The 25,322-nt window shown below is 54.0% G+C and carries 25 protein-coding genes and 1 pseudogene; 9 read left to right on the forward strand and 17 right to left on the reverse strand.

Annotated features, from left to right (window positions below; genetic code table 11):
* Both IOB61_RS07585 and IOB61_RS07590 read right to left on the reverse strand, forming a co-directional pair.
* A partial coding sequence (locus IOB61_RS07585; RefSeq protein ID WP_290814594.1) for a TonB-dependent receptor occupies window positions 1-2,174 on the reverse strand: 2,174 nt, incomplete at its 3' end.
* Between the two features lie 19 nt (window positions 2,175-2,193).
* Window positions 2,194-3,081, reverse strand: a complete 888-nt coding sequence (locus IOB61_RS07590; RefSeq protein ID WP_290814598.1) for an alpha/beta hydrolase — start codon at window positions 3,079-3,081, stop codon at window positions 2,194-2,196.
* A gap of 175 nt (window positions 3,082-3,256) precedes the next feature.
* Here IOB61_RS07590 and IOB61_RS07595 point away from each other — a divergent pair, with 175 nt between their 5' ends.
* Genes IOB61_RS07595 through IOB61_RS07605 form a run of 3 tightly spaced genes read left to right on the forward strand, consistent with a single transcriptional unit; the run spans window position 3,257 to window position 6,059 of the window.
* Window positions 3,257-3,823, forward strand: coding sequence for a TetR/AcrR family transcriptional regulator (locus tag IOB61_RS07595; RefSeq protein WP_290814601.1), 567 nt, complete (start codon window positions 3,257-3,259; stop codon window positions 3,821-3,823).
* A complete protein-coding gene (locus IOB61_RS07600; protein WP_290814604.1) occupies window positions 3,820-5,313 on the forward strand; it encodes an AMP-binding protein in 1,494 nt (497 codons plus the stop codon). The genes IOB61_RS07595 and IOB61_RS07600 overlap by 4 nt, the downstream gene beginning before the upstream one ends.
* Window positions 5,310-6,059: a MaoC/PaaZ C-terminal domain-containing protein gene (locus IOB61_RS07605; RefSeq protein ID WP_290814607.1), complete on the forward strand. Its 750-nt coding sequence runs from the start codon at window positions 5,310-5,312 to the stop codon at window positions 6,057-6,059. Before IOB61_RS07600 ends, IOB61_RS07605 begins: the two co-directional genes overlap by 4 nt.
* Here the strand turns inward: IOB61_RS07605 and IOB61_RS07610 are convergent.
* From IOB61_RS07610 to IOB61_RS07625, 4 genes are all read right to left on the reverse strand, one after another.
* Window positions 6,030-6,821, reverse strand: coding sequence for a metallophosphoesterase (locus tag IOB61_RS07610; RefSeq protein ID WP_290814610.1), 792 nt, complete (start codon window positions 6,819-6,821; stop codon window positions 6,030-6,032). The two genes, IOB61_RS07605 and IOB61_RS07610, sit on opposite strands and share 30 nt — an antisense overlap.
* A gap of 31 nt (window positions 6,822-6,852) precedes the next feature.
* On the reverse strand, window positions 6,853-7,839 hold the full coding sequence (locus tag IOB61_RS07615) for a diacylglycerol kinase family protein (protein WP_290814613.1): 987 nt from the start codon (window positions 7,837-7,839) through the stop codon (window positions 6,853-6,855).
* A gap of 178 nt (window positions 7,840-8,017) precedes the next feature.
* Window positions 8,018-8,218: a YdcH family protein gene (locus IOB61_RS07620; protein WP_290814616.1), complete on the reverse strand. Its 201-nt coding sequence runs from the start codon at window positions 8,216-8,218 to the stop codon at window positions 8,018-8,020.
* Window positions 8,219-8,419: 201 nt separating this feature from the next.
* Window positions 8,420-9,466, reverse strand: coding sequence for a class I SAM-dependent methyltransferase (locus IOB61_RS07625; protein ID WP_367272831.1), 1,047 nt, complete (start codon window positions 9,464-9,466; stop codon window positions 8,420-8,422).
* Between the two features lie 118 nt (window positions 9,467-9,584).
* On the opposite strand from IOB61_RS07625, the gene IOB61_RS07630 reads away from it, so the two are divergent.
* From IOB61_RS07630 to IOB61_RS07640, 3 genes are all read left to right on the forward strand, one after another.
* Window positions 9,585-10,262 (forward strand): response regulator transcription factor, encoded by a 678-nt coding sequence (locus IOB61_RS07630; RefSeq protein WP_290814619.1) that lies wholly within the window; start codon window positions 9,585-9,587, stop codon window positions 10,260-10,262.
* A 62-nt stretch (window positions 10,263-10,324) separates the two neighbouring features.
* Complete coding sequence (locus IOB61_RS07635; RefSeq protein ID WP_290814622.1) at window positions 10,325-11,623, forward strand: sensor histidine kinase; 1,299 nt, start codon at window positions 10,325-10,327, stop codon at window positions 11,621-11,623.
* 75 nt (window positions 11,624-11,698) lie between these two features.
* Window positions 11,699-12,169, forward strand: coding sequence for an ASCH domain-containing protein (locus IOB61_RS07640; RefSeq protein ID WP_290814625.1), 471 nt, complete (start codon window positions 11,699-11,701; stop codon window positions 12,167-12,169).
* 1 nt (window position 12,170) lies between these two features.
* On the opposite strand, the gene IOB61_RS07645 is transcribed toward IOB61_RS07640, so the two are convergent.
* From IOB61_RS07645 to IOB61_RS07660, 4 genes and pseudogenes are all read right to left on the reverse strand, one after another.
* Window positions 12,171-12,857 carry an HAD family phosphatase gene (locus IOB61_RS07645; RefSeq protein ID WP_290814629.1) on the reverse strand — a complete coding sequence of 229 codons (687 nt, stop codon included), beginning with the start codon at window positions 12,855-12,857 and terminating at the stop codon, window positions 12,171-12,173.
* 68 nt (window positions 12,858-12,925) lie between these two features.
* Window positions 12,926-14,032, reverse strand: a pseudogene (locus IOB61_RS07650) (alginate export family protein); the annotation flags it as partial.
* Window positions 14,033-14,266: 234 nt separating this feature from the next.
* Entirely contained in the window at window positions 14,267-16,273 is a 2,007-nt protein-coding gene (locus IOB61_RS07655) for a TonB-dependent receptor (protein ID WP_290814632.1), read from the reverse strand.
* Window positions 16,274-16,275: 2 nt separating this feature from the next.
* A complete protein-coding gene (locus tag IOB61_RS07660; protein ID WP_290814635.1) occupies window positions 16,276-16,722 on the reverse strand; it encodes a TonB-dependent receptor plug domain-containing protein in 447 nt (148 codons plus the stop codon).
* A gap of 323 nt (window positions 16,723-17,045) precedes the next feature.
* On the opposite strand from IOB61_RS07660, the gene IOB61_RS07665 reads away from it, so the two are divergent.
* On the forward strand, window positions 17,046-17,513 hold the full coding sequence (locus tag IOB61_RS07665) for a DNA starvation/stationary phase protection protein (protein ID WP_290814638.1): 468 nt from the start codon (window positions 17,046-17,048) through the stop codon (window positions 17,511-17,513).
* Here the strand turns inward: IOB61_RS07665 and IOB61_RS07670 are convergent.
* From IOB61_RS07670 to IOB61_RS07685, 4 genes are all read right to left on the reverse strand, one after another.
* The gene (locus IOB61_RS07670; RefSeq protein ID WP_290814641.1) at window positions 17,505-17,738 is read right to left on the reverse strand and encodes a DUF2805 domain-containing protein; all 234 of its coding nucleotides are present in this window, start codon (window positions 17,736-17,738) and stop codon (window positions 17,505-17,507) included. The two genes, IOB61_RS07665 and IOB61_RS07670, sit on opposite strands and share 9 nt — an antisense overlap.
* Entirely contained in the window at window positions 17,725-19,260 is a 1,536-nt protein-coding gene (locus IOB61_RS07675; protein ID WP_290814643.1) for a cryptochrome/photolyase family protein, read from the reverse strand. The genes IOB61_RS07670 and IOB61_RS07675 overlap by 14 nt, the downstream gene beginning before the upstream one ends.
* 83 nt (window positions 19,261-19,343) lie before the next feature.
* A complete protein-coding gene (locus tag IOB61_RS07680) occupies window positions 19,344-20,279 on the reverse strand; it encodes a hypothetical protein (protein WP_290814646.1) in 936 nt (311 codons plus the stop codon).
* Window positions 20,269-20,619, reverse strand: coding sequence for a PadR family transcriptional regulator (locus IOB61_RS07685; RefSeq protein WP_290814649.1), 351 nt, complete (start codon window positions 20,617-20,619; stop codon window positions 20,269-20,271). The genes IOB61_RS07680 and IOB61_RS07685 overlap by 11 nt, the downstream gene beginning before the upstream one ends.
* Before the next feature lie 140 nt (window positions 20,620-20,759).
* On the opposite strand from IOB61_RS07685, the gene IOB61_RS07690 reads away from it, so the two are divergent.
* Both IOB61_RS07690 and IOB61_RS07695 read left to right on the forward strand, forming a co-directional pair.
* On the forward strand, window positions 20,760-21,197 hold the full coding sequence (locus tag IOB61_RS07690; protein ID WP_290814652.1) for an OmpA family protein: 438 nt from the start codon (window positions 20,760-20,762) through the stop codon (window positions 21,195-21,197).
* Window positions 21,197-21,580 carry a glyoxalase gene (locus tag IOB61_RS07695; protein WP_290814655.1) on the forward strand — a complete coding sequence of 128 codons (384 nt, stop codon included), beginning with the start codon at window positions 21,197-21,199 and terminating at the stop codon, window positions 21,578-21,580. Before IOB61_RS07690 ends, IOB61_RS07695 begins: the two co-directional genes overlap by 1 nt.
* Before the next feature lie 449 nt (window positions 21,581-22,029).
* On the opposite strand, the gene cobA is transcribed toward IOB61_RS07695, so the two are convergent.
* From cobA to IOB61_RS07710, 3 genes are read right to left on the reverse strand one after another with little or no spacing between them, the layout of a single operon-like run.
* On the reverse strand, window positions 22,030-22,806 hold the full coding sequence (cobA, locus tag IOB61_RS07700) for a uroporphyrinogen-III C-methyltransferase (protein WP_290814658.1): 777 nt from the start codon (window positions 22,804-22,806) through the stop codon (window positions 22,030-22,032).
* Window positions 22,803-23,420, reverse strand: a complete 618-nt coding sequence (locus IOB61_RS07705) for a DUF934 domain-containing protein (RefSeq protein ID WP_290814661.1) — start codon at window positions 23,418-23,420, stop codon at window positions 22,803-22,805. The genes cobA and IOB61_RS07705 overlap by 4 nt, the downstream gene beginning before the upstream one ends.
* Entirely contained in the window at window positions 23,420-25,111 is a 1,692-nt protein-coding gene (locus tag IOB61_RS07710) for a nitrite/sulfite reductase (RefSeq protein WP_290814664.1), read from the reverse strand. The genes IOB61_RS07705 and IOB61_RS07710 overlap by 1 nt, the downstream gene beginning before the upstream one ends.
* Between the last annotated feature and the right edge of the window lie 211 nt (window positions 25,112-25,322).

Consider the following 25,322-nt stretch of genomic DNA (forward strand, 5'->3'; position numbering starts at 1 on the left):
CCGAAAGTAGCCCCAGCAAAAGAATAGCCACCTACTTTATAACGCTCATCGGTCAGGTTGCGGCCGGTTAGCGCCAGACGGAACACACCATCCTCGCTATTCCAGCCGATGCCTGCATCAACCAAGGTGACAGGGTCCAATTGGTCCAACAGAGGATTGACGAATTCAAACATGCTGTATTCGCTGCGGTAGGAAGCCGATAAGGTCGCATCCAAAGACCCCATCGTTCCCAAGTCACGCTTGTAATTGAACGCGACATTGCCATTCCACTCTGGGGTATTTTGGAATACGGCTGTTGGAGCCAAGTTGATGGGTGTCAGGACCCCACTTACCAAAGTGAAGCTTCGGAACTCATTGAACTTAGCATCGGTATAGCCAAGGCCAAATGTCATCGACAGATTGTCTGTGAAGCGTGCCCCACCTTCCAGCTCAAAGCCTTGAATGGTGGACGAACCAGCATTGTCAACAAAGCTGGCAATACCGGCTGCAACCGTGGGTTCTTGGCGGGTGATCTGTTGGCCTTCATATTCGGCACGGAAGAGGGCAGCAGCAAAATTAGCCCGTCCTTCAAACAGGCTACCCTTGAGCCCCACTTCGTAGGAGTTCACATATTCAGGCTTATAGCCTTCAACCGTTTTGGGCGTCAGGATTGCATCACCGCGCATATCAAAGCCGCCCGATTTAAAGCCTTCTGAATAGGCAGCATAAGCGGTAAGGGCGTCGCTAAATTCATAAGAGACACTCACACGTGGGCTGAAATCGTTGAAGTCCCTCGAGTTGGTGTAATTGGACCGTAAAAGCCCCGCGATGGCAGAATTATTGCCAAAGAGCGGGGAACCAAGCCCAGTGAAATTCTGCCGATAAACTTGGCCAGTGCGAGAATCTTCGGTGTAACGCCCACCAACAGAGATCGACAGCGCGTCAGTAATATCAAAGGAGAAGTCCCCATAAGCCGCATAGCTTTCGGTCTTGACCTTGCCCGATGTTGCAATGGTCAGGCTGGCGATGCCAACAATGGTATCAAAGGCACCGGAGGCTTCTGCGTCCAAATAATAGAGGCCAAACACGCCATTCAATCTCTCGCCCGAAACAAGCAATTGCAATTCTTGGCTGAATTGCTTGTCATCATAGCGAGCAGGCACATCGAGCGCTTTCGCCTGATTGGTATCAAAGTCAATCAGACTTTGGCTTGCGCCTTCGCGGCTTGCAGAGATTGACTTGACGGTGAAGCGGTCATTGATTTTCCATTCGCCCGTCAAAGACCAACCGGAATTCTCGACCTTATTGGCGCTCCCAATGCCGGCGTCGGTGTCATAGACATTTGGAAGGATCGCGGCACCGGCTGTTAGACCTGCCCCAGCAGCTTCCCGGTGACCATGCTTGGCGTTTGAATCATCTGTGACCTTGTCATAGGCAAAGCGGAAAAAGAGGTCCTCGCTCGGTTCCCACTCCGCGCTCACACGGCCGGCAAAAACATCCTTGTTATAGTGCTCAGCGCCGGTCGTGATGTTTTTGCCAAAGCCGTCACGCTGATAGCGCGCTAAAGCGCCGCCAACGCGGAAGGTGTCGGACACAGGCGTTGAGGCGCTGACGATCGCATCAATCTGACCGTAGCTGCCCATATTCAGACGTGTGCTCAAAGCAGGCTTCGCGGAAAGTTTGCGGGTCACATATTTGATCGCACCGCCGATCGTGTTGCGTCCATAAAGCGTGCCCTGAGGACCGCGCAAAACTTCGATGCGATTGATGTCAAAGATGTCAAGAACGGCACCTTGCGGGCGAGCAATGTAAACATCATCAACATAGAGACCTACGCCGGGCTCGAAGCCCCACAAGGGGTCTTGCTGGCCAACGCCGCGAATGAAGGCAATCAAGGTTGAGTTTGAACCACGGGCGACTTGAACAGTGGCATTCGGAGCCGTCTGCTGCAGCACTGTGATGTCTGGAGCACCCGTTGCTTCCAAAGATGCTGCGCTCAAAGATGTCACAGAGATGGGAACGTCTTGCAGCGCTTCATCGCGACGGCGCGCGGTAACAACAACAACCTCGGCGGCTTCATCGCTGGGTGTAGCTGTGGTGGTTTGCGCAAGGGCCGGGCTGATAAAACCAACACTGGTCAACGCGCTGGCGCTGAGGAGCAAGCTTGTAAAGGTCTTGATGGCTGTTTTTTTCATGGTCAGTTCCTCCGGGTTTTTATGGGGCAGAAAGGGAGTGGCAAAGTTCAAGGGCTGAGGGTGGCTGGTTTAGGAAGTCCAGAAGGGTGGCATTAAACGCATCAGGATCTTCAAGATGAGGTGCATGGCCAACTCGATCCAGCACGATGGCCCGACCGTTTGGCATCAGACGGGCGATCTCGTTACCGACTGTTTGAGGATACAGCGCGCTGCGCCCACCTTGGATGGCGAGAGCTGGTATGTGAGTTTTGGCGAGATCCGCACGCGCATCAAACTGCATCAGAGAGAGCCAGGCACTTGAGGCAGAGTCAGGGTCGGCTTGCGCCGCAAGGGCGGCAAGCGCCATGCGAACCTCTTCATTCGGCTCGGCTAAAATCCGATCAAGAAACAAATCACAATAGCCAGACCAATCATTGCGCATGGCTTGCACGGCCAACTCAATGCTTTGCCGCGTCATGCCGCTGGATAAGGGAAATGACCAGCCATCCTCCGGCGCGACACGCGGTGACATGTCGATACTGACCAGCGCCCTAAGCCTAGATGGATTTACTGCCGCCGCATGCCAAGCAACACTTGCCCCCATAGACCAGCCAATCAATGTCACATCGGCTAAATCCAATGCGAGGATCAAATCTTGAACTAAGTCCGCCATAGATTCGATGGTTGGCGCGGCCCTCGACACCGCGCTATCGCCAAAGCCTGGCAAGTCAGGCGCAATTATTTCAAAGCCGTGATCAATCAGTGCGAGTTGTGGCGCAAAAGATAATCCCCCCATGGCCCAGCCATGAATGCACAGCAATGGACGTCCACTACCTGCTCGATGAACCGAGATGGTTTCGCCCCCAAGCGGCAAAGCATCATGGTTGCCATTAAAGGCCGCCCATGCTTGGTCGAAGACGGATTGCATCTCCAATGGCTCGTGCCTCCCCTCAGCTAGTGATAGACTCACAGCGTCTGTCCAGATCAAATCGGGACTTGTTCTTTCTCTAACTCGTGGCATAAGTTGAAATATGAATCAACATTCAATTTTGAGATCGCAGAACTCTGAGACCGGCCCAAAAACGCCAAAGACCCGGAAGGGCTTGGCGACAAAGGCAAAACTATTGGAGGCCGCGGAAGCTGAATTCGGTGAACGCGGCTATCACGATGGTTCAATTGTCGAGATTACGCGCCGCGCAGGTGTTGGCCTTGGCACTTTCTATGTTTATTTCGAATCGAAAGAGGCGGTTTTCCGCGCCCTCGTCACACATATGGGCCACGAGACGCGGGCCCACATTGCGCGTCAAGTGGAGCAGGCTGCAGATCGGTTGAGCGCTGAGCGGATCGGTATGCGAGCCTTTTTCGAGTTCGCCCGCTCCCATCGCAACCTATATAAGATTGTGATGGAATCCCAATTTGTCGCCGAAGATAGCTACCGCGCTTATTACGATACATTTGCAGAAGGGTATCGGCGGAACCTGCAAGCAGCCGTTGACCGAGGAGAAATTAGGCCAGGGGATGCGGATATTCGTGCATGGTCTCTGATCGGTCTGTCTGTGTTCTTGGGGATGCGTTATGCGATTTGGGACGAGACTGCCGACCTTGAGCCCGTGGTCGACGCAGCGCTGGATATGATTGAACGCGGTCTCTCTTTGGGCCCAAAGCCATGAAATATATGACCAATCTGTTGGCGCGGCGGGCAGCTCTAACGCCAAACCGGCCTGCCATGACGGAATTAGTTGGTGGCCAAACCCAAACTTACAGCGCCATGCAGGAGCGGGTTCTACGACTGGCCACAGTGTTAAAGGCGCATGGTGCTGCCGAGGGTGCCCGTGTCGCCATACTTTGCCGAAATCGCATCGCCTTTTTTGAAGTTTTATTTGCAGCAGCCAATACAGGCGCGATCGTCACCCCGCTCAACTGGCGCGCGCCTTTGCCAGAGCTTGCCCCGTTGGTGGCTGCAGCCTCACCTGTGCTGATGTTTTGTGGGACCGAAGATGCGGAGGTCGCGGGTGCTTTGGCAGTTAACTCGGGCGCAAAGCTGATCGACTTCGACGACGACTATGAAGAATTACTCCAGAAGGCCAATCCGTCTCAAGCACGCCGCCACTGGCCCTTTGATGATATCTGGTATTTGCTCTACACCTCTGGAACTACCGGTCAGCCAAAGGCGGTGATCCAGACCTATGGCATGGCGCATGTAAATGCCGTCAATCTTGGTCAGGCCATCGATCTGCAGAGCAGCGATGTCACCCTGAACTTTTTGCCTCTGTTCCATACAGCTGGCATCAATCTGCATACGTTGCCGACCTTGTTTGCGGGTGGGCATGTCCTAATCCTGCCGGGTTTTGAGGCAGACCCGGTTATGAACCTCTTGGCGGAAGGCCGTATCACCACCTTCTTTGGGGTGCCGGCCATTTATCAGGCATTGAGCCTCCATCCAGAATTTACACAAGTGAAACTCGATAGGGTGCGCCATTGGGGGTGTGGTGGCGCGCCCCTCGCCGATACATTAGTGCACGAATTTGCCCACCGCGGTGCCAAGGTCGCCAATGGCATGGGCATGACCGAGACTGGCCCCACGGTGTTTCTCGCAGACCCCGAAACCGCGACTCAAAAGATCGGCTCAGTTGGCAAGCCCCAGATTCTATGTGAAGCGCGCCTTGTTGGCGCAGAAGGCAACGATGTCGCGATCGGGGAGACGGGAGAATTGTGGTTAAGTGGCCCGGGGATCACACCAGGCTACTGGGGTAATGCCGAGGCGACTGCTTCAGCTATAACGCCGGATGGTTGGCTCAAAACTGGCGACCTCGCTCGTCAAGATGAAGACGGCTGCTTCTATATCGTGGGTCGCCTAAAGGAGATGTATATTTCAGGGGCGGAGAATGTTTATCCAGCCGAAGTCGAAAATGTGCTCGCACGTCATCCTGCCATACTCGAAGCTGCGGTTCTAGGAGTTGCAGATGCGCGTTGGGGCGAAGTTGGTCATGCCTTCATTCTCTTGCGTTCCACTTATGACGCGCCTGAAGTTTCAGACATTCAAGCTTGGTGTCGGGCCCAGTTGGCAGCTTTCAAAGTGCCGAAATATGTTACTTTCGTTCACGAGTTTCCCCGCACCCCAGCGGGCAAAATTCAAAAGCATTTGATCCACCGTCCATGATTTTGACGCCTAATCAAGCCGACCTAAACCTGTTTGCAAAACTATCGGGCGATGCAAATCCTATTCATGTCGATCCAGCGTTTGCGGCGACCAGTGGATTTGGACGGACTGTCGCGCATGGTGCGATGTTAACGGCTTGGCTGGTTCGGGCTGCTGGGATAACGGATGCGCCAAGATCAACCTCTGCCATGTTTCCAGCCCCTGCCTTTGCGGGTGAAGCACTAGAAGTCGGCTTTGATGGTGAAGCATGGCAGCTTAGTCGGCGGCAAGATGGTGTGGTTGTCTGCCGACTTTTGATTAATGCGCATGTTCCGTCCGTGGAAGCCTCATTGATAATACATGAGCCTAATCTGCCGCTAAAGGTTGGCATGGTGCGTTTCAGTGAAACACACCCTTCAAAAGAAGCGTTTGAAGCGCTGAAAGACTTACAGGCTCGCGCAGGGGAAAGCCCTTTAGGGGCAGACGTTGCAGAACTATTGGCTGGGCAAGCCTTTATGCTGGGTCAAATTTCAACCTTGCTTGGGATGGAGCTACCAGGGCAGGGGACCAATTATCTCAAACAGGAGACATGCTGGCTTGGCAGCGTGAAGCCCGGTGAAAAGCTGCGCGCTGAAGTGGCGATAACGCGTCTGCGTCCTGAGAAGGCTTTGGTTGATCTGCAGACTCAAGTTCGAAATCTGCAAGGGGATGTCTTGGCGCAAGGTCGCGCGCTGGTTTCAGCCCGCGACGTCAACGGTGCCTTTTGACGGTTCGGTGACTTCGTGGAACGAGCCTTCTTGATAACGCCATATTGTGCGTGTGATTATCGGATCGTTTGATCCCAGACGCAGCACGCCAAATCCTGATCCAAAGCCGCGTTCGCGAGAGGAAGCTAAAGAAGGGACGGTCATCACGCGTAGGCCGCACATCAAAGGCCCAGTAACATCAAATGCTGCGTGAAGATGCCCACATAAAAGCACGTCGGGCTTGGTCTCGGTGAGATGTCGGGCGAAGACATCAACACCTCTAGGCTCGCTCGTTACACCGGCACCCCTTGGGGTTTCAGGGGGATGGTGCAAGGCCAAAATTTTATGGCGTGCGCGCGATCGACTCAATCGGCCTAACGCCTCGATCACGTTAGCTTGAGCGTAATCGCCTTGCGACCAATCCATTCGCCATTGCAGGCCCCTCGCACTATTGGCGGCTTCAATATGCACAGAGGCGTCCCCAGATTGCCAACTAGATAGAAGGCCCAGTCGATCAAATCGGCTGAAAGGGTCTAAGAGACGCAGCGCAAGGTTAAACATCGGCGTATCATGATTGCCTGGGCAGCCGATGATTGGGGCTTTGATCGTTTCGAACCAGGCTGCAGCTAGCGCAAATTCGTCACGCTTGCCTTCTTGTGTCACGTCACCCGTAACGATGACACAGGCCGGCCCAATCTCTGAGATGGCCACACTTGCCGCCCTTAGTTTATCCGGACTTGCATCGCCAAAATGAATATCACTGATATGGACGAGGGTAGTCATCGAGCGTTTCACGTCCCAAAGCGCTTACCCTTTAACACTCAAAAGCTGTCCTTGTAGAGAGGACGAGTGCAGCTCGTTGGACGGCTCGCAGGTGGACACAGTGACCAAAACTACGCCTTTCGCCATCAACAAGACCGACGATTTCTTCCCCGTCAAACTCAATTGTCTTTTCAGTCACAATATGGGCTTGTGCATAGTCTAGACGGCGCCACCGGCGCGCCAACACATGGGCTGCGAGCCATAAGGTGGAGCCGATCCCCTGCAGGCGGGCCTCCGCAACTTCCAAGCCTGGCTGGTTAAACTCGTCGGGATTTTCTCCTAGGCCAAAAGCAGCATCGACAAAGGTGGGAGCAGCGATCACCACATCTCTGCTTTGCCCAGACTCTTGACTTGTCAGTTTCCCGGCAAACAAATCCCGCCTTAGTGATCGAAGCGCACTAAGTCCCTTCAAAACACCGTGGGACCGGATTGTCTCTCTCATGTCTTGGAAGGCCATCCACGGACCAAACCCAGATGCTACCAAAAACGTATGTTCATTGGCTAGGCCGCCTGTTAACCAGACCGGCTTTGCTCGTGCAAAATCGCGAAGGATTTTGGTCAAATTGGCATGACCATGGACGCGAAAACATAAGCGGTTCAATGTGCCGCCAGGCAGGGGTAATGTTGGCACGTCGAGGCCCCGTAGAGCAAGCGCGACTGTGCGCGCCGATCCATCACCACCAAATACCCCGATGGATAGGACGCCGCTACGTGCCAAGCCCAAGGCCTTGTCTTGAAGTTCATGTCCAAAGCATCGGATCAAGGGCACTTGGTCTTGTAGACCCGCTGTCTTCAACGCCCTTCTCAGGCGCAAAAGACCAAAGAAGCGATATGCTCCGGCAGATACGTTGACAAGAATTGCAAGAGCCGGTGCGGCTTTTTTGGGGGCAAAATCAAATACATTGCCGGCCGTTGGCTCTCGAGAAATGACCTCGTTCAATCTTGCACTGTTCGGCCTCGTTTCGAGGAGATCGGTCATTAATGGGCTCAATGGGGCAAATGGACGAGTTGAAGAAGAGGAGAAGGCGACCCTTGCGTGACAGAGGGGGGACGGTCTGCACGCAAGGGCCGGCAGGGTGAACAGTTGGGGCTGTTCTTGCCTAGGTTCACCCGCGGTAGGCAGCTTGGGGCGGATTGCCTACCGATTTCGATCGGCCCTAAAGGCCGTGAGCGATCGCCCGTTCCGGGCGAGGTGCGGCGACGCCTGCCGCGACCAGCTGATCCTTAACCAACAGCTTTTGCCGCTTAAGCCGGGTTATTAATTCAGGCTCCGGGAAGGGCCGCTTGGCTAAGGCCGCCAACTCACTTTCGAGCCGGGAATGGTGGCTCTTAAGGGCTTCGATACGTCCTAATTTCATGTCATGCTCCTCTATGCTTATGCACGGCAGAGCCCTGAGGACGCAGAAGGGCGAAGGAATTGGGACCCTGACACCGCGCCTAACTAAGGACTCCGGTGTGGCCGACATCGCAACCCGCAATCGGGTTGCCAGAGGGGCCCGGTCCACACAGTGAAAACATGGGGGCACTGCCCGCTAGGCGCAACCGACAAAGTTGTGACTTCACCGGCTTGTGAGAGTTTGTTGATGAGACGTGTGCGGGACTTGGAGCGTGGCGTGGCCTTGTGGACCGCGCTGGACTTGGAGTGCGGCGCTCAAGGTGGCATTTGCCATCGCTTGCAGATTGCTGAACCTCCAAGTCGTCGTAATTTCATCGATGTTTCTTAAGAGCCGCTGCCATCTTCGCCGCACAGGCGCGCCTGATTTGAGATAGGACATAGGGGATTGGTCTGCCAAGAGTTGATGACGCAACTGGCTTGCGTGACGTGGGTCAATTTGGGTTGCCGCGGAAGCAAGCCCAGAACTTTCCCGAAACACTAAAGATGTACCATTGCACCGCTGGCTGTTTATCGGTTCAAATCCGGCTCGAGATAGGGTGGCCGTTAACGTTGCTGGCGTAAAGTTCCAGACGTGCGCGAAATGGAATAGGTTGCCACGCTGTTTCTGAACGCCTTCGATGTTGGGCACCTCGATGAACAACAGGCCACCCGGTGCCAACCAGCGCCTAAAGCAAGCTAAAGCTCCTAATGGGTCGGCCAGATGTTCGAATACATGATTTAACGTAATCAGGTCAAAAATGCCTGCACCAAAAGATTCGGGTTCCAGTCTTTGGTTGGTAACTTCGATTCCATAAGTTACAGTTCCGAATTGCCGATAGCCGTCATTGGGTTCAATGCCTGTGGCGCTGTACCCAAGTTTACCCATCATATAGACGAATTCACCGGAAGATGCGCCAACATCCAAGACTCGGCTTCCAGGTTGGATCAAGTTCTTGAGCCGCACAGCTCTTGAGGCAGCGCTCCGCTGCGCACGCAAGGAATGTTTGGGCTTGGGCTTCAATATCCCCTTGTAATTCTTCCGGTAGTCTGACGCATAAAAGGCGTCGAGTTCCGCAGCTGTCGGAAGAGGGTTGTGACTAACGAGTCCGCACCCGTCGCACATAACTGTCGTAAGGGGTTTGTATCCTCGCCCCATAGTACCAACAACGGTTCGCTCAGTTTTGCTGCAAACCATGCAAGGGTCGGCCGTAACTTTATCTCCCAATTTCATGATTGTCTCCGCACGAGGTAGGAAACACTCGATAGCGGGCTCGTATCCCCAAATATCTGATCGACTTTGTCAGGGAATTGTCAGCAAGCTTCGGCTAGGCCAAATATTCGGAGGCTGAATGCGCGTTTTAATTATCGAAGACGAGCCACAGATCGGTTCAATGCTTGTTCGAGCCCTAGATCGCGCCGGGTTTATACCAACACTAGTCGCCGACGGTGAGGATGGCTGGGCGCAAGGCGATACTGAGCCCTTTATTCTGGCTATTTTGGATATGAACTTACCAAAGCTTGATGGCCTATCCGTCCTAAAGCGCTGGCGAGCAGATGGCGTAACTCTGCCCGTATTGATCGCTTCGGCGCGCGGCAGTTGGACCGAGCGAGTTGATGCCCTAAATGCCGGAGCCGATGATTATATTGTGAAGCCGTTTGTTGTTGATGAAGTGATTGCTCGTATTCATGCCGTCTTGCGTCGTGGGGTAGGGAAGGCAGATAATTTGGTACGCGATGGCGATCTGACTATCGACCTACGCGCTCGCAGCGTTTCGGATCGGTCGGGCCCTATCGATCTGACGCCGTTGGAGTTCCGAATTCTTACTTCCTTGATCCGAGCGCCCGGCGAAACAGTTTCACAGGCACGTCTTTGTGAGGACGTCTATGGCGATCAAGAGTTGCGGCGGGAAAACGCCATTGAGGCTGCAGTTATGCGCCTTAGACGGAAGATTGGACCCAAACGCATTATAACCCGTCGTGGCTATGGTTATGTGTGGGCGCTTCAACGTGATTTGGAAACTGGGTGATGGTTAACTCCCTAAGGTTTGGCCTATGGGCAATCGGTATTGCAAGCGCGATCATTCTGCCGTTGATCGCAGCACTTGGCTTTCGCGCGGCTTTCCAAAACCATGTTCAGCAAACTACGGTTGCAGAGCTGGAAGCTGATCTTCGCTTTATGACCCGGGGTTTGAAGCTTGAAAACGGCGCGGTGATTTTGGTTCCCAAGGTCTTACCAGATCCAAGATTTGAGGAACCCCTTTCAGGCGTCTACTGGCAGATTGTCGATGACAAGACAAAAACGATTGTGCGGTCTGGGTCTTTAGTAACTTTTACCTTAGCACTCCCCGACGACGTTTTGCCGCTCAACACGGTTCATCGCCATGTCGTGAAGGGACCAGAAGGAGTAGACCTTCTCTTACTTGAACGAAGGATTCCAGAGGGGGTTGAGGGAAAGCATAGTTGGCGCTTTGCCGTCGCAATTGATCGCAGCCTTCTGAAAAGCCAGGTCGATGCCATGATGCTTGATACGTCGCCTGTCTTTTTTATTTTGGGTTTAAGCTTGCTTATCGTCACCTTCATTCAAGGCGGAATGCTGATGGGACCTTTGAGGCAGGCATCGAGAGCTTTGGCGCTGGTGCGGGCTGGTCGAAAAGAACGTCTCACAAACATGGTGCCAAAAGAGCTAGACACGTTTGCGCGCGATTTCGACGCGCTTCTGGATGCTGGCGAACGCCAAGTAAGAGAAGCCCGCCAGCGAGCAGCAGACCTAGCCCATAGTCTGCGAACACCGATGGCTGTGCTATTGGCACGGGCAGACGAGATCGATGCTGCCGGCCAAACTGGTGCCGCCGCTACGATCAGAGACATCGTGACCGGCTTGGAGCATCGTGCAACTCGTGATTTAGCATTGGCCAATATTCATGGCCCTAATCTTGGCCGACTCGTTGAAATTCCCCTTGCTCCAGTCATTCATCAGATCACTTTAGCGCTCGGGCGTACAAGTGGGAGGGAAAACTTGACCTGGGATGTTCAAGTGGCGCCGGAGCATAAAGTAAGACTAGATCAAAGTGACTTGACGGAGTTAGTTGGGTCTTTGCTCGACAATGCGCGTAAATGGGCGCAATCGCGCATCTTGATCGCAACGGTTTCCGATCATGCATCATTACGTATCCTGATCGAGGACGACGGGCCGGGAATAGAACCACACCAAAGGCGACTGGCTCTGTCTCGTGGTCAGAAGTTTGATGCCGCTTTGAGCGGCACTGGTTTGGGACTGAGTATCGCTCAAGAGATTGTTCTAGCTTATGGCGGCAGTCTCGACTTGTCCGACGGATTGTTGGGCGGATTGCGAGTTACCCTTGAATTGCCTCAAACAAATTTAGGTTAGAGGCCAGCTGGGATGAATGCAGCTTGAATTTTATCTGTTAATTGGAAGGTAGAACTAGGAAGGACGTGTCGCTGCATGACTCAGCAGCTTGATCGGTGGATGAACCTGCCCACAACCTGCTTCGGTTCCAGTCATTTGGAAGAACGTCTTGCAGGCTTGATCATTGCTGGGCGAAAGCGTGCGACTGTTTGGAATGGCCTTGATGAAAATCCAACATCTCCCGGCATGCACTGGGTTGTGACAGCTATTGGCCGACCAGTAGCTATCATTGAGACCCTATCAGTCGGCCAATGTCGCTTCGATGAGATTGATGCTGATTTTGCATATGAAGAAGGGGAGGGCGACCGTAGCCTGGCCTATTGGCAAGCCGTTCACCAGGCCTTCTTTGAGAAAGAAGGGAGCTTTGCCCCCGACATGATCTTATGGTGGGAGAAGTTTCGATTGTTGGAGGTTTTGGATTTAGACCTTGCTGCCAAGAGCCCCGAAATGGTCGCGCTTGATGAAGCTGAAGCGGCAGAGCTACTGGCAAAACTGTCTGTGGCCTAGCTTACTTGAGGCTTTCATCTAAATGAAGGCAAATTTCAGCCATGGTTTCAAATACCACATGCGCACCAGCAGCAGCCAAGTCGGATGCCGGCGTCTCTCGCGCAAAGCCAATCACCTGCATCCCCGCCCGAACAGCTGCCTTCACCCCGTTAGGGCTATCTTCGATCGCCACGCAATCGCTCGGCGCAAAGCCTGCCTGACGCGCGGCAAGTAGATAAACATCGGGTGCAGGTTTAGCTGAGGCGACTTCGGTAGCCGAGCTGATTTGATCACCAAAGAAGTGGCGTAACCCTACTTGGGCAAGATTGGTCAAGATCTTATCCCGCTCACCACTTGAGGCAACCGCCATTGGAATGCCGCGCGCCGCAAGGGCTCTAACGACATCTTCAACGCCCGGTACAGCCTGAAGCTCGGAAGCAAATCGCGCTTTTAGCCGGGCATGGTTTTGACAAATTTCATCCGAAGTGATTGCGCGGCCAATTCTGTGTTCGATCAATGTATACATGGCTGTGTCGGATAGTCCCAAGAAGCGGGCGCGCGCTTCAATCGCATCCATCGGCCATCCGAGGCCTGTAATCCATTCCGCTCCGACTTCATTGGCAATCGATTCTGAGTCCACCAGTACGCCGTCACAATCAAATATTATAAGCTTTGGCATGATTTTGGGGGCGCTTGATTGGTCAAGCATGGGCTCACCTCATGGTGTGACTGAAATCGCATGGTGTTTGCCCTATTCGCCCTAGGAAGAAAAGATAGCTAGAAGCTACGGATCAAATCAATACCGAGATAGCTTGTGTTTTGCGAGGCTGGCGCATTAGGTGCGGACTTTAAGAACCTGCCCTTTGCGAGGAGCACGGCATTGATTTCCAGCCTCAGCTTCTTCGGTTGCAGCCACACGCGTAGCCGAGAATCCAATTGCTGGCCCGCGTAATCGCCCGATCGACCGGACCGATCCAGCACACCGGTCGAAGCAAAACTGTCGGTTTTTTCCGCAAGCCAAAGCCCTCGCCAGACGATGAGAGCATCCACATTTCGCGAGGGCTCCAATTCAAGCCTTATTCCGGGTGACGATAGATTGGAGCGACCAATTGCTGCCAGAATACCTGCCGGAGAAATCTCAGCGCGTCGCATTCCATAGAGCGTATCAAAGCGCGTATCGGTCGCACCTAGCCGATCCCCACTCGCCCAATCATATTCAACTGACAGACGTGGCCTCCAAGCAGTCTTCCATTGATAACCCCACTCGGCGCGAACATAGGCAGCGTTCACATTGCGCAATGGCGCGTTCGGCAATAGGGACGCGCGATTTTGTCCATTTTGAGAATAGACTTCAAAATCATGGTCAAACTGACCCGGTTTGGGTTCTCGAAACAGGCGGATGCCAAAGGTCGTCAACTCGCGATTGCGTGTCGGTCGGCTTGGCCGATCTTCTTCCTCAAAGCGTATCAAAGTCCATTGGCTTGCCAGACCTTGTTGTCCATAGGGCACAGTCATGATGGTGCCATAGAGACGCTGCGCAGAGGTTTCTAAGTCGGCTTCACCGCGATTATCCAGAACATCGGCCTTCGCCTCCGGCAGCCGGATTTGAGGGACAACCGCAAGGGCGACAAGGTCGACACCAGAGCCCCAATGCAAATCTATCCGCGCTCCGGTATAGTCATTGGTCGTGTTGCGATAATCATCAGCGGCAATCAATCTGCGGGAGCCAAGATTGAGCGTCATTCGGCCCAGTTGCAGATTGGCAAAACTCGATTTGCCAAAAGGCTCGGCCCAGCGCCGCTTTACATTGGCCTGGACCAATTCAAGCGTATTCACATCATTGGCACTCAATGGTGACCCACTATCCCCACCCCAAGTGCGGCTGTCATAAAGCTCGGCCTAGCCCGACCAACCCGCTCCAAGAGGACGGTTCGCTTCTAAGCGGAGGCGGCTAGACCAGATGGTGTCACTTGAATTCACCCCAACTCGCGCGTGGCCATCGACAGTTTCAAGGCGAGCGCGCAGCGACCCAGAAAGCGTCCAAGTCTGGTCTCGTGCTTTTGCGACATCCGCAACTACCGATGTCGCAAGGGCTAGAAGCATAAGCCCCCGCATAGCCTAGAACTCTGCCTTAAATGTCGCACCCCAAATACGTGGATCGCCGGGGATACCGGTTACAAGACCTGTATTGCCACCTGGGACATTAAGAAGCTCGAAATAATCCTCATCAAACAGATTGCGGGCCCAAACAAATAGGTCAAGGCCTTGGGGCGTCCTAAAGCCAATCCGCAGATTGGTCAGGCTATAGCCCTCAATCCACGTATAGGCTGATGGCGAGGGATTTGAGGAGAATTTCGATCGATAATTGCCGTCAATGCCAACATAGACATCCCCATCCTTTCTGAAGAGGTTGGCTGGTACGGCATATTCACCCCCGTAAGAAACCGCCCATTTGGAGACACCGGGCAAGACTTGGCCCGAGATGTCGCAATTATTGGGACTAATCGAACCAGGTACACCGGGAGCTCCGGGTGTTTGACCTGCGGCGAGGGCTGCACCCCCGGAAAGTTCTGGTGGGCATGGCGCATCCCGGAATTTCCGATAGGTTGCATCGGTATAAGCCACATTGGTGTAGAGCGAGAGATGATCTGTCGGTTGAGCGGCGAAATCTACCTCTGCCCCTTGAGTTCGCACTTCTTCGGTATTCGCCAAATAGCCGCGCAACACGCCAAATTGGCCATTGGTGACTTGGGCCTGATAATCTTCAATGTCGGTTCTGAACAGCGAGAGATTGAAGGTGACTTTGTTGTCCAACAGTTTCGACTTGAGCCCAGCCTCATAATGATTGACTGACTCAGGGCGGATTGTTTGTGCGCCCAATAAAGGTTGGCCAGCCGCGTCAGATGGAACACCATTTTGGTTGATCCCGCCTGACTTGAAAGTCTTGGCATAGGTTGCATACGCCAATATGTCTGGCTGTAGCTTGTAGCTTGCCGTTAGATCATAAGAAAAGTTCCAATCATCAAACTTTGGCTTGTAGAATTGTGGAGCAAAGATAGCCAGTTGTGCCGCACGACGCGCACCGGTTTGACCAAGCAAAACAGGCTGTCCGGTCCCATCGAACACCGTGCGGTCATACAGCCCTTCCTTTTCATCATAATTGACCCGAATGCCGGGTTGGATGGTTAGCTTGTCTGATAGCTTCCAGCTTGCCTGCCCAAACAAAGCGACACTCGTGTTGGTGAGGCCCTGAATATTGATCGCGGTCAGGCCATCCAGTACAGTTGGATCGAGGGATAAAGCATTAGACGGTGCGATATTCCAACGGCTTGAGGCGGGCCCGTGCCGCTCAAGCCCTTGCGTGTCGATCTTTTGATAATAGGCAAAAACGCCTACGACGAAGTCCAGTTTCTCACCACTTTGATTATACCGCAGCTCTTGTGTGTATTGATCCTGTTGCGATGGGTTTTGTGAGTTCGTGACAATGGGAAGTCCCGTAAAGTCTCGATCATTTTCAGGCTTCCAATCCCAGAAGCGCCAGGCGGTGACCGCAGTCACCTTGCCGGGTCCACGATCCCAGACCAAGCGAATAGAAGCGCCGCCAGTGATATTGCCCGCATTCAAGCTAGCATCAATGTCGGTCAAACGGTCGAAAGGATTTCTGCTGACGACCGTATAATTTTGTGCAGCAGCCAGAGCGGCATATTGGCGATTTAGTGGGCGTTGTGTCAGGCCGGTTCGGACGAACACGGTGCCACAGCATTCTGGTTCTTGGGTGTTATAGTCGGCCGCAAAGGTAACATCGAGCTTTTCATTCGGCCGGAACAGGAGTTGAGCCCGGACGCCTAGATTGTCCTGCTCATTGATATAATTGGTCGTCTTCACATTATAAATGGTGCCACGGCGGCTGGTCGACGAAAGAGCCAAACGCCCAGCAAGTTTGTCGGTGATGGGTCCAGATAGTGCAGCTTTTGCTTGCTTAAAGCCGAGGCTGCCAATCGTGACTTCGGATCGACCTTCGAACTCAAAGGTTGGCGCACGGGTGGTAATGTTAATCGCACCTGCTGTGGTGTTCTTGCCATAGAGCGTGCCCTGCGGGCCACGTAGCACCTCAATCTGGCGCACGTCTAGAAAGTCAAAGGTCGATGACGCCGCACGCGAGTAATAGACGTCATATAGATGCCGACCCCTTGCTCAATCCCGTCATTGGTCAAACCAAAGGGCGCACCTAAGCCGCGAATGTTGGCAGCACTGTTGCGCGGATTGGAAGAATAGAAGGTAAGTGTCGGTGCCAACTGAGTTAGGCGGCCCACATTGAAGCTGCCTGTTTGATCCAGTTGACGTCCGCCGACGACAGAGACTGCGATCGGAATATCCTGGGCGGCTTCATTGCGGCGTCTGGCCGTCACGATGACCGTTTCAGTTTCAGGCGCGAGTTCGTCACTTGCCCCCGGTACAGCAAGACCATCTTCTAAAATGGAGCTACTCGGGGCCGTCTCAGCTGCGGCGGGCGTTACAGTGGCTAAACCCCAAGCCAAGGCCAATACAGAGATGGTTGAAACGCCAAAGCGCATAGTCTTATTCCTCATCATAGAAACGGGAAGCTGCACATTAAGCGGTGCGTGCCCTTCATCACGCGTCTGACCTAGCGATGGACAGGACCGCAACCAACCAGATCACCTGAACCATCCGATAAGAAATCTTGTACTAATCCAGATTAAATCAATAAAAACAGATATTAATGTCATTTGCGAGATCGTTTAGGCAAACTAAGCCGTTTTGTGACCATGTCATAAAAATGCCCAGTCTTCTCTGCGAAAACGCTGGCCTTACCCTTCTTTCTGACCCCACGCAGCCCTATATTTGTCGTAATACGTTTGATTTAAAGGGAAACATCATGGAACCTGATACCGGTATTGACGCTGAGGCCCGCACCAAAATTGCAGATGCGCTGGCGCAGGTTTTGGCTGACTCGTATAGCCTATATCAGAAGACCCATCTCTATCACTGGAATGTACAAGGCCCCCGCTTTGGTCCACTTCACCAATTATTCTCTGACCAATACAATGAGCTTTGGACTGCACTGGATGAGATTGCGGAGCGCATCCGCGCTTTAGGTGTCTTTGCGCCTACCCATGGCCAAATGGCAGCACGCACCACCATCCCGACCGCCAACGATGTCAGCGCCAGTGAAGACGCCATCTTGAAAGCTTTATTGGAAGGCCAAGAGGCTGTGGTTCGATCGGCACGTAGAGCCCTCAAACTTGCAGCCGAACATAATGATGATGCGACAGCTGACCTGATGACTGAGCGCTGTGCTGCGGGTGAGAAGGCGGCTTGGATGTTGCGTGCCCATTTAAGCTAAGGTTTTTTCAGATTTATAGTGGGCACGGCGATCAGAGAATTCCCGCACCCGTTTGCGCCATGCCCGATAGCTACCGGGGCGCAGATTTGCTCGCATCAGGGCTTTTACTTGATCGGGGCTGAGACCGTAGAGACTACGGATGTGATCAAAGCTTACATGATCGCTCAAGGCCATCGCGATGACTTCGCTGATCGCTGCCGCGTCGAGCCGATCACACGCCGCCATGGTCTAATGCCTCCAAGATATGCTGTGAATCAGCCTTGATCTCATCGCGTCGAGACGGTCCCATTTTCCGCCACGTGGCATAGACAGGACCCATACGGGGATTTCCGCCCAGTTTGTCTTCATTGCGTCCGATGAAATCCCAATAGAGCGGATTGAAAGGGCAGGCCCGTGGCCCGGACTTTACTGCGGGATCATAGGCGCAGCGCTGACAGTAATCGCTCATCTTATGAATATAGGCGCCACTGGCCGCATAGGGTTTGGAGGCCATGATGCCGCCATCGGCATAAAGAGCCATTCCAATCGTATTGGGAACTTCCACCCACTCAAACGCATCTGCATAGACACTCAGATACCACTCATGCACCTCATGAGGATTGAGCCCGGCAAGTAAGGCAAAATTTCCTGTGACCATAAGGCGCTGAATATGGTGGGCATAGGCTTCGCGCTTAGTTTGACCAATAGCCGCAGCCATACAGGCCATTTTGGTTTGCCCTGTCCAATAAAATGCGGGTAGGGGGCGTTTAGCGTCAAGGTGATTGAAGCCCGAATAGTCGGGCGCATGAAGCCAATAAATGCCGCGCACATATTCGCGCCAGCCAATGATTTGCCGGATAAATCCTTCAACAGCGGACAAAGGTGCACGCCCGGCTTGATATTCCACTTCTGCCCGACGGCATAAATCCAAAGGTTCCAGAAGGCCCACATTGAGATAGAGCGACAGCACCGCATGATTGAGGAAAGCTTGGCCCTCGAGCATCGCATCTTGGGTTTCGCCAAAGCGGGGCAGGTGGTTGGCCAAAAAGTGATCACGCGCAAGCTCTGCCTCTGCCGCAGTCGTCGCAAACCAAAATGGCTCTAGGTCGCCAAAGTGGTCGGCAAAACGGTTCGATACGAGCTCAATCACCTCTTGCGTTATGGATGAGGGTGAAACGCGGCGCGGCGGCAGCATGAAAAGATCAGGTTTTGCCGGCTTGCGGTTCTCATGGTCAAAGTTCCATTTGCCGCCAACAGGTTGATCCCCTTCCATCAGAAGTCCTGTTCGACGACGCATGTCGCGATAGAAATACTCCATCACAAAGCTCTTGCGGCCGGCTGCCCAAGCACGGAATTGCGCCTCGTCACATAGGAAACGGTCATCCTCACGGAGCATCACCTGCAAATCGAGGCTTTCAGCCCAGTGTCGCTGCATCTCCAAAACGCGCCATTCCGAAGCCCGGGTCATTGCAAGCGCTTTGGGGTCGTGACGGGTGATGGCACGCCTGAGTTCGCCATCGAAACTGCCCGTATTTTCAGGGTCATCTATGCGCACATAGTCGACGGTGAAACCTTGACCACGAAGCGTCTCAGAAAAAGCGCGCATGGAAGCTAGAATGAAGGCAATCTTCTTCTTGTGATGGCGAACTGAAACCGCTTCGGCTTGGGCTTCGACCATCAAAATGATGTCAGTAGCCGCGTCAGCCCCACGCAGGGCAGAAACTTTCGGCGAAAGCTGATCGCCCAAGATAAAGCGCAAGGTTTTCATGAAGCATCCAATGGGTAGATGGATGAGAACTAGGGCATAGGAAGCTGAAATCCAGTCAGGAATGTCATGGTCGTTATCGACGTCTAACGCTGCTTCGACAGGGCTAGATGTGGTTTCAGTGCTTGATTGCGCCATTTCAGCCAAACATCAGCGCACGTAACCCCCGCAATCAATGAAACCCAGAATTTCATGGATGAGTCTGTCGGTGTTGCTGAAAACATAGGCCCAGCCAACACCGACCATAGGCTAATCACAGCAATGGCAACTGACAGGCCAAGCGCGAGTTTCCGGGTCACTGGTCGCCAGCGGCCTTCAAGTATCGCAAAAGCATAGGTGAGGAGCGCTAGTGCGAGTGCACCCCACAAGAACGGGGCCCGATCGGATAGGAAATGGATATCATAAGAGAAAGCTTGGGCGAGCATTGCTGGGCTTTGACCACCTAAGAGCAGATCAAAGAAAGAAATTGGGTTCATTAAGATCATAAGACCCACTAATCCGGCGAGCAATCCAAAGGTCGCAGTCGGTCGCGAAACAAGGTCTGGATCACGCACAGGAGGAAGGTTTGCCGGCTTCCAAGTGAAGAGTTTTGGTTGCGCGCGGCGCAGCGCGCCGAGGGCCCAGAACCACGATAGCAAAACGCCTAACACAATGAAGATCGCATCCTTCAGGCTATCCTGTAACACTGTGCTTGTCGTAGTTGGCGAGGATAGCCCAATGCTGATCGCCAAGACACTCAAACCGAGAACTAAGCCAAGGGCAAGCTTCGAGAAGAGGGGTGCATCAACTGCTTCGATGATGGGGGTAGGCCGATGATAGCGCAGGGCAACTTCTTGCGGCGGCCCAAAGGCGATGATCCGTTCTTCAACTTGCTGAAGACTAGGGATAGTGTCACCAGTTATCGCTTGGATGTCCTCGTGCAACAAGGCATAGAGTTCGGCGTGCACATCAGCGCGGATCGCATGCGGTAGCCGTGAGGCGACCGCTTGTGCATAGCGCTGGATCAGTTCGTCAGGCGTCATGGGGGTGTCCTTCCTTGAATAGATTTTCCATCACGGCAGACAGGCTTCGCCATGAAATCACCAATTGGGGGTAGAGCCTGCGTCCTTCGTCACTCAGCATGTAATAGCGACGGGGCGGACCATCCTCGATCCGCCACTCGCTGGATAGGAGCCCTTGGTTTTCGAGGCGACGCAGCAGGGGATACAGTGTTCCTTCCTCAACCTCCATGCCGTATTCGGCGAGGCGCTGGCGCAAGGAATAACCATATTGAGCCGTTGCTAACTGGGACATTGCCGCCAACACGATCGCGCCGCGCCGGAGGTCACCCTCAAATTTGGGAAAGGCATCTTCTACTACCATGTAGAACCTAATACTGTGTGTCACACAGTATGTCTAGCCGGAGTAACAGCTCCTTCTATAAGCGTTCGTTCTCGACAAGATCGCCCGCTTATCATAACTTGCTAAATGTAATGACCGGGGGCGGTCGAATGGGGGCGAATATGAGCAACGCGAGAACGGGATTGAAGCTTGGTCTAGGTATGGCTGTCCTCGCCTTGCTCGTCTCTGGCTGTGCGACTGCTCCGCCAAAGTCAGATGCAATCGTGCTCGGCGATGATATCTGCGCCGGGGAAGCCACGCGGATCTATTTCCCGCATGGCGAAAGCACGCTTGGCCCCTTGGCCGCGCAAGTGGTTGTGCGGGTGCAAGACCAATTGGCGCAATGTCCCAGACGGCGCATTGTTCTGGTCTCCCTTTCTGGCGATGATGGGCCTCCGTCCAGTCTCGAAAATCGCGAGGAGCGTGCTGCGATTGTGCGCCAAATTCTGGTCAGTCGCGGAGTTGCAGAAAAACGCATTACCGCAACAGCTCAAGGCCCAATGGTTGACCAAGCCCCAAAAGGCCCAATTGGTGGCGTCCTAATCTTTACGCGTCCTTGATGTCCAAACAGGAGTCTGTTGGTGCGTTCGCCATTGTGCCAACCAATGATTTGGTTGCCACATCCGCATTCTGGGAGCGCCTGGGGTTCCAGCGGGCGGGCGGTGACCCGAATTACATCATCCTGACCGGCTGGGACTGTGAAGTCCATGTCACCCAAGCCGGCGAGGGACCTTGGAGCGTGCCCGTTGATCATAACCCCTTCGGTGTCTTCATCCGCACACCGCATGTTGATGCCATTGCCGCCCTTGTTGACGATTTAATCATCCGGCCGGGCGGTATTTTACGTCACCGCGAATGGGGCATGTATGAATTCGCCGTCGGCGCACCCGACGGCCTGCTGGTTCGCATCGGCTGGCCGTCAAGTTTGGTTGGCAAGGTTTAGACCCGCGAACCGCACCAAGTGAGCGCAAACAAACAGGTGCTCTGGAACATGCCTCAAGACACTTTGTGAAATCCCTCAGAAACTGCGCGTAAGTGGCTTCATTGCTGCGGCCCTCGGTCAGGGCAAGAACGGTCTGGTTGACCTTGCAAGCTACAAGCCCTTGACCCTATTCCCATCTATGACACCAACAAGAGCTCACAGCGATGTCAATTCTATTCCAAAAGTTCACAAAATGAAAAAGATTGACGGACACCTCCAAAAACCCAGAGACACCTTCTTTTTGTGGGCATTTACTTGTGCTGTAGCCATTGTCGTAATGGCCTATCTTGCCGGCAATGACATTGCGCGATAGTCGGACACATCAAATTCAGGCTGAGGTGACGCGCTAGGCGAGGATGACTAGTTTATTGTCTGAATGGTTTCTGAAGCTATTGCTTCAAAAAGCAATTCTAGCCGACCGATGATGCAAATTTTCCGACAACTTGGACTGAGACAGGAACCTCAACATCCACCTCTGCTCCTGCAAACACCTCCCCAATCATCATCAGCACGGGCCCAGAGCCCACTTTAATAGCGAGGTCTGGCAGGTCTGATAGAGGTCCTTTGACCGTGAAGTTGGAGGGCCGCGAGACGTCTTCGGCCAATATGACGGGCAGGGTGGCGGGCATGCCTAGATCGAGGAGGCTGTCGCGGATCCAGGCCGCATCACCACGGCCCATATAGATGACAGACGTATCCGCAGCCGCAACCGCCTTTGCCCACGCAGGTGAGGCTTGGCTGCCACGGGCCACGGTTGGGGTCACAAAGGTCACCGAGCGGGAGAGGCCGCGTTGGGTAAGCGAGGTGGATAGGGCCGAAGCCGCACCAAAGGCCGCACTAATCCCCGGCACGACCGAGACAGGGATACCCGCTTGCACGCAGGCCTCAATCTCCTCATGGGCGCGCCCAAATAGCATGGGGTCTCCACCTTTGAGGCGAACGACCAACTTGTGCTTTGTGGCCGTTGCGACCAACAAACGATTGATCAAGGCCTGATCCATCGAGACGCGACCGCCGCGCTTGCCGACCGGCACTTTTTTAGCGTGCGGGGCGAGGGCCAAAATCTCGTCTGTCACCAGGGCATCATAGAGGATGACCTCAGCGCGTTCGATCAAGCGAAGCGCCCGCACGGTTAGCAGGTCTGCCGCACCGGGGCCTGCCCCAACCAGATAGACGTGACCGGTCACGCAGCCGCTCTTTCCAGATTAGCATTGTTTGCCAACACAAAGTCGCGCTCGTCGGCTGCCCACTGATAGACGGCGGGGAAGGATTCAAAGGCACGTTTAGCGGCTGCGACATCTTGGTCACCGCGCAACGCAAAACTATCGATGCCGCAGCGGGCCATGGCAAACAGCTGGTCAATCAAGACATCGCCGACAGCCCGAATTTCACCTTTGAAGCCCAAGCGTGAGCGCAGCAAGGTAGCGATTGAATAGCCGCGCCCATCGTTGAACTTGGCAAACTCAACCGCGATTACGGCCAAACCATCCAAGTGACCGGCCAAAGCCAATGGGTCATCGGTTGGCATCAGGACGATGCCGCCGGGTGCGTCAGAAGTTGCACCATCGCGCGCCAACCATTCAGGCAGAGTCAACAAAGTGCCATGCTCCCACGCCGAGACGCTGGGGGCTTCAGGCTGTTTGACGTTTGGTCGAATAAGGCTGCGCACATCGCCCTGGCCTTGATTGATCACGTCCATATTCGGTAACGGATTTGGGGCGGGGGCGGGGCGGAAAGCGCCTTCTGGCAAAGGAAGCGTCCGAATGTCGCTGGGCGAGAAGAGTTTCAACAAAGTGCTCATCAGTTTGCTTCCTGAATTTGGGGGGAGGGGGAAGTTTGGACGGTGTCGCTTTGGAAAGCGGCCTCTTGGAAGGCTACCTTGCCTAAGCGCTCAACGGCATCGATGAATATTTCACCGTTGTTTCGGTTTTTGAGGTAAAAGTCGGTGAGGCGTTCGATGGTCGGCGCAACAGCTTCGCGCGGGATAGCTTTTCCCACAATTTGGCCAAGCGCGGTTTTGGTATCGGTGCGGCCGCCGATCAGGATTTGGTACCATTCCTCGTCCTTTTTATCGACGCCCAGAATGCCGATATGGCCGACATGGTGATGGCCACAGGCATTGATACAGCCCGACATCTTGATGGCCAGCGTGCCAATATCTTGTGCTTTGGCTGCGAGGGTTTCTTGCACAGCCGCTGCGACCGGGATCGACTTGGCATTGGCCAAAGCACAATAATCGCCGCCTGGGCAGCAAATGATATCGGTTGCCAAGCCAACATTTGGCTCTGACAGGCCAAGGGCCTCGAGCGCTTGATAAAGCGCCCAAAGATCGGAGCGCGCCACATCGGCCAAGACCAAATTCTGGTGATGGGAAACCCGGATCTGCCCGAAGGAAAAACGGTCAGCCAGATCAGCAATCGCGTCCATCTGGTCGCTCGTCGCATCGCCTGGTGCCACGCCCAGCGGCTTTAAACTGATGGTTACAGCGCCATAGTTTTCGCGCTTGTGTTTGGCGACATTGCGTTTCACCCACGCGTTAAAGCGTGGATCAGCCAAACGGTGGCGGGCCTCATCTTGATCGCCAGAAGAAGCACTTTGATACGGTGGCGCACCAAAGAAGGCGGTCATACGATCGAGTTCTGAGGCCGCCAAAGTCGCCGGACCGCCTTGGAGATGGGCGAACTCCTGCTCCACTTCTTCGCCAAAGCGTTCAGGGCCGAGGGCATCAACCAGAATTTTGATGCGGGCCTTATAGATATTGTCGCGCCGGCCCCAACGATTATAGGTTCGCAGGACTGCCTCAGTATAAGACAGCATGTCGCGCCAATGCAGGCAGGTCTTGATCACGGGGGCGACCCGCGGCGTCCGGCCTTGGCCACCACCAACCTTCACGGTCAAGCGCACTTCGCCTGCTTCATCGCGATATACATCGAAAGCAAGATCGTGGACTTCGCTTGCGGCCCGGTCTTCAACGGCGCCATTGAAAGCGACTTTGAATTTGCGCGGCAGGAAAGCAAATTCAGGATTGAGGGTTGACCATTGACGCATCAGTTCTGCCAAGGGACGAGGATCTACCCGCTCGTCATGGGCAACGCCTGCCAAGTGATCCGTCGTCACATTCCGGATGCAGCTGCCGCTTGTTTGGATTGCGTGCATTTGCACACTTGCGAGATCGGCCAGAATTTTATGCACTTCTTCCAGCTTCACCCAGTTGAATTGGATGTTCTGCCGCGTGGTGAAATGGCCAAAGCCCCGATCATAGGTACGGCCAATCTGGGCCAACATGCGCAATTGTCGCGACGAAAGCAGGCCATAGGGGATCGCAACCCGTAATAAGGGCGAGTGACGCTCAACATAGACGCCGTTTTGTAGTCGCAGTGGCTTAAACTCATCCTCCGAAATCCGGCCGCTCAAATAGCGTTCCGTCTGATCGGCGAATTGCTTGACCCGCGCATCCACGATGCTCTGGTCTATGGCATTATAAATATACATTCGGGGCCCTTTATCTGGGGCCTATATCCCGGCTCTCCCGCGCGCGAACAATGCCAATCCGCTTAAGGTGTCTATTAGAAGACCTGATAGATGCCGGAATAGAAGGGCTTTCGACGAGTTTTAATAGGTTTGCTAATGGCAGCGTGCAGCTTCAATCGGTCGTTAAACGCGCAAGGGCTGCCTAAATCGGCTTGACGAGCCATGGCTTCCT

The sequence above is a fragment of the Aquidulcibacter sp. genome (genome assembly GCF_020253525.1).
GTDB lineage: Bacteria > Pseudomonadota > Alphaproteobacteria > Caulobacterales > Aquidulcibacteraceae > Aquidulcibacter.

Bases quoted from the DNA above. Each gene is read 5' to 3' on its own strand.
- IOB61_RS07590 (WP_290814598.1), bottom strand. From the start codon at position 3,081: ATGCAATCCGTCTTCGACCAAGCATGGGCGGCCTTTAATGGCAACCAT.
- IOB61_RS07600 (WP_290814604.1), top strand. From the start codon at position 3,820: ATGAAATATATGACCAATCTGTTGGCGCGGCGGGCAGCTCTAACGCCA.
- IOB61_RS07605 (WP_290814607.1), top strand. From the start codon at position 5,310: ATGATTTTGACGCCTAATCAAGCCGACCTAAACCTGTTTGCAAAACTA.
- IOB61_RS07610 (WP_290814610.1), bottom strand. From the start codon at position 6,821: ATGACTACCCTCGTCCATATCAGTGATATTCATTTTGGCGATGCAAGT.
- IOB61_RS07615 (WP_290814613.1), bottom strand. From the start codon at position 7,839: ATGACCGATCTCCTCGAAACGAGGCCGAACAGTGCAAGATTGAACGAG.
- IOB61_RS07620 (WP_290814616.1), bottom strand. From the start codon at position 8,218: ATGAAATTAGGACGTATCGAAGCCCTTAAGAGCCACCATTCCCGGCTC.
- IOB61_RS07625 (WP_367272831.1), bottom strand. From the start codon at position 9,466: ATGAAATTGGGAGATAAAGTTACGGCCGACCCTTGCATGGTTTGCAGC.
- IOB61_RS07630 (WP_290814619.1), top strand. From the start codon at position 9,585: ATGCGCGTTTTAATTATCGAAGACGAGCCACAGATCGGTTCAATGCTT.
- IOB61_RS07640 (WP_290814625.1), top strand. From the start codon at position 11,699: ATGACTCAGCAGCTTGATCGGTGGATGAACCTGCCCACAACCTGCTTC.
- IOB61_RS07645 (WP_290814629.1), bottom strand. From the start codon at position 12,857: ATGCTTGACCAATCAAGCGCCCCCAAAATCATGCCAAAGCTTATAATA.
- IOB61_RS07660 (WP_290814635.1), bottom strand. From the start codon at position 16,722: ATGCGCTTTGGCGTTTCAACCATCTCTGTATTGGCCTTGGCTTGGGGT.
- IOB61_RS07665 (WP_290814638.1), top strand. From the start codon at position 17,046: ATGGAACCTGATACCGGTATTGACGCTGAGGCCCGCACCAAAATTGCA.
- IOB61_RS07670 (WP_290814641.1), bottom strand. From the start codon at position 17,738: ATGGCGGCGTGTGATCGGCTCGACGCGGCAGCGATCAGCGAAGTCATC.
- IOB61_RS07675 (WP_290814643.1), bottom strand. From the start codon at position 19,260: ATGAAAACCTTGCGCTTTATCTTGGGCGATCAGCTTTCGCCGAAAGTT.
- IOB61_RS07680 (WP_290814646.1), bottom strand. From the start codon at position 20,279: ATGACGCCTGACGAACTGATCCAGCGCTATGCACAAGCGGTCGCCTCA.
- IOB61_RS07685 (WP_290814649.1), bottom strand. From the start codon at position 20,619: ATGGTAGTAGAAGATGCCTTTCCCAAATTTGAGGGTGACCTCCGGCGC.
- IOB61_RS07690 (WP_290814652.1), top strand. From the start codon at position 20,760: ATGAGCAACGCGAGAACGGGATTGAAGCTTGGTCTAGGTATGGCTGTC.
- IOB61_RS07695 (WP_290814655.1), top strand. From the start codon at position 21,197: ATGTCCAAACAGGAGTCTGTTGGTGCGTTCGCCATTGTGCCAACCAAT.
- IOB61_RS07705 (WP_290814661.1), bottom strand. From the start codon at position 23,420: ATGAGCACTTTGTTGAAACTCTTCTCGCCCAGCGACATTCGGACGCTT.
- IOB61_RS07710 (WP_290814664.1), bottom strand. From the start codon at position 25,111: ATGTATATTTATAATGCCATAGACCAGAGCATCGTGGATGCGCGGGTC.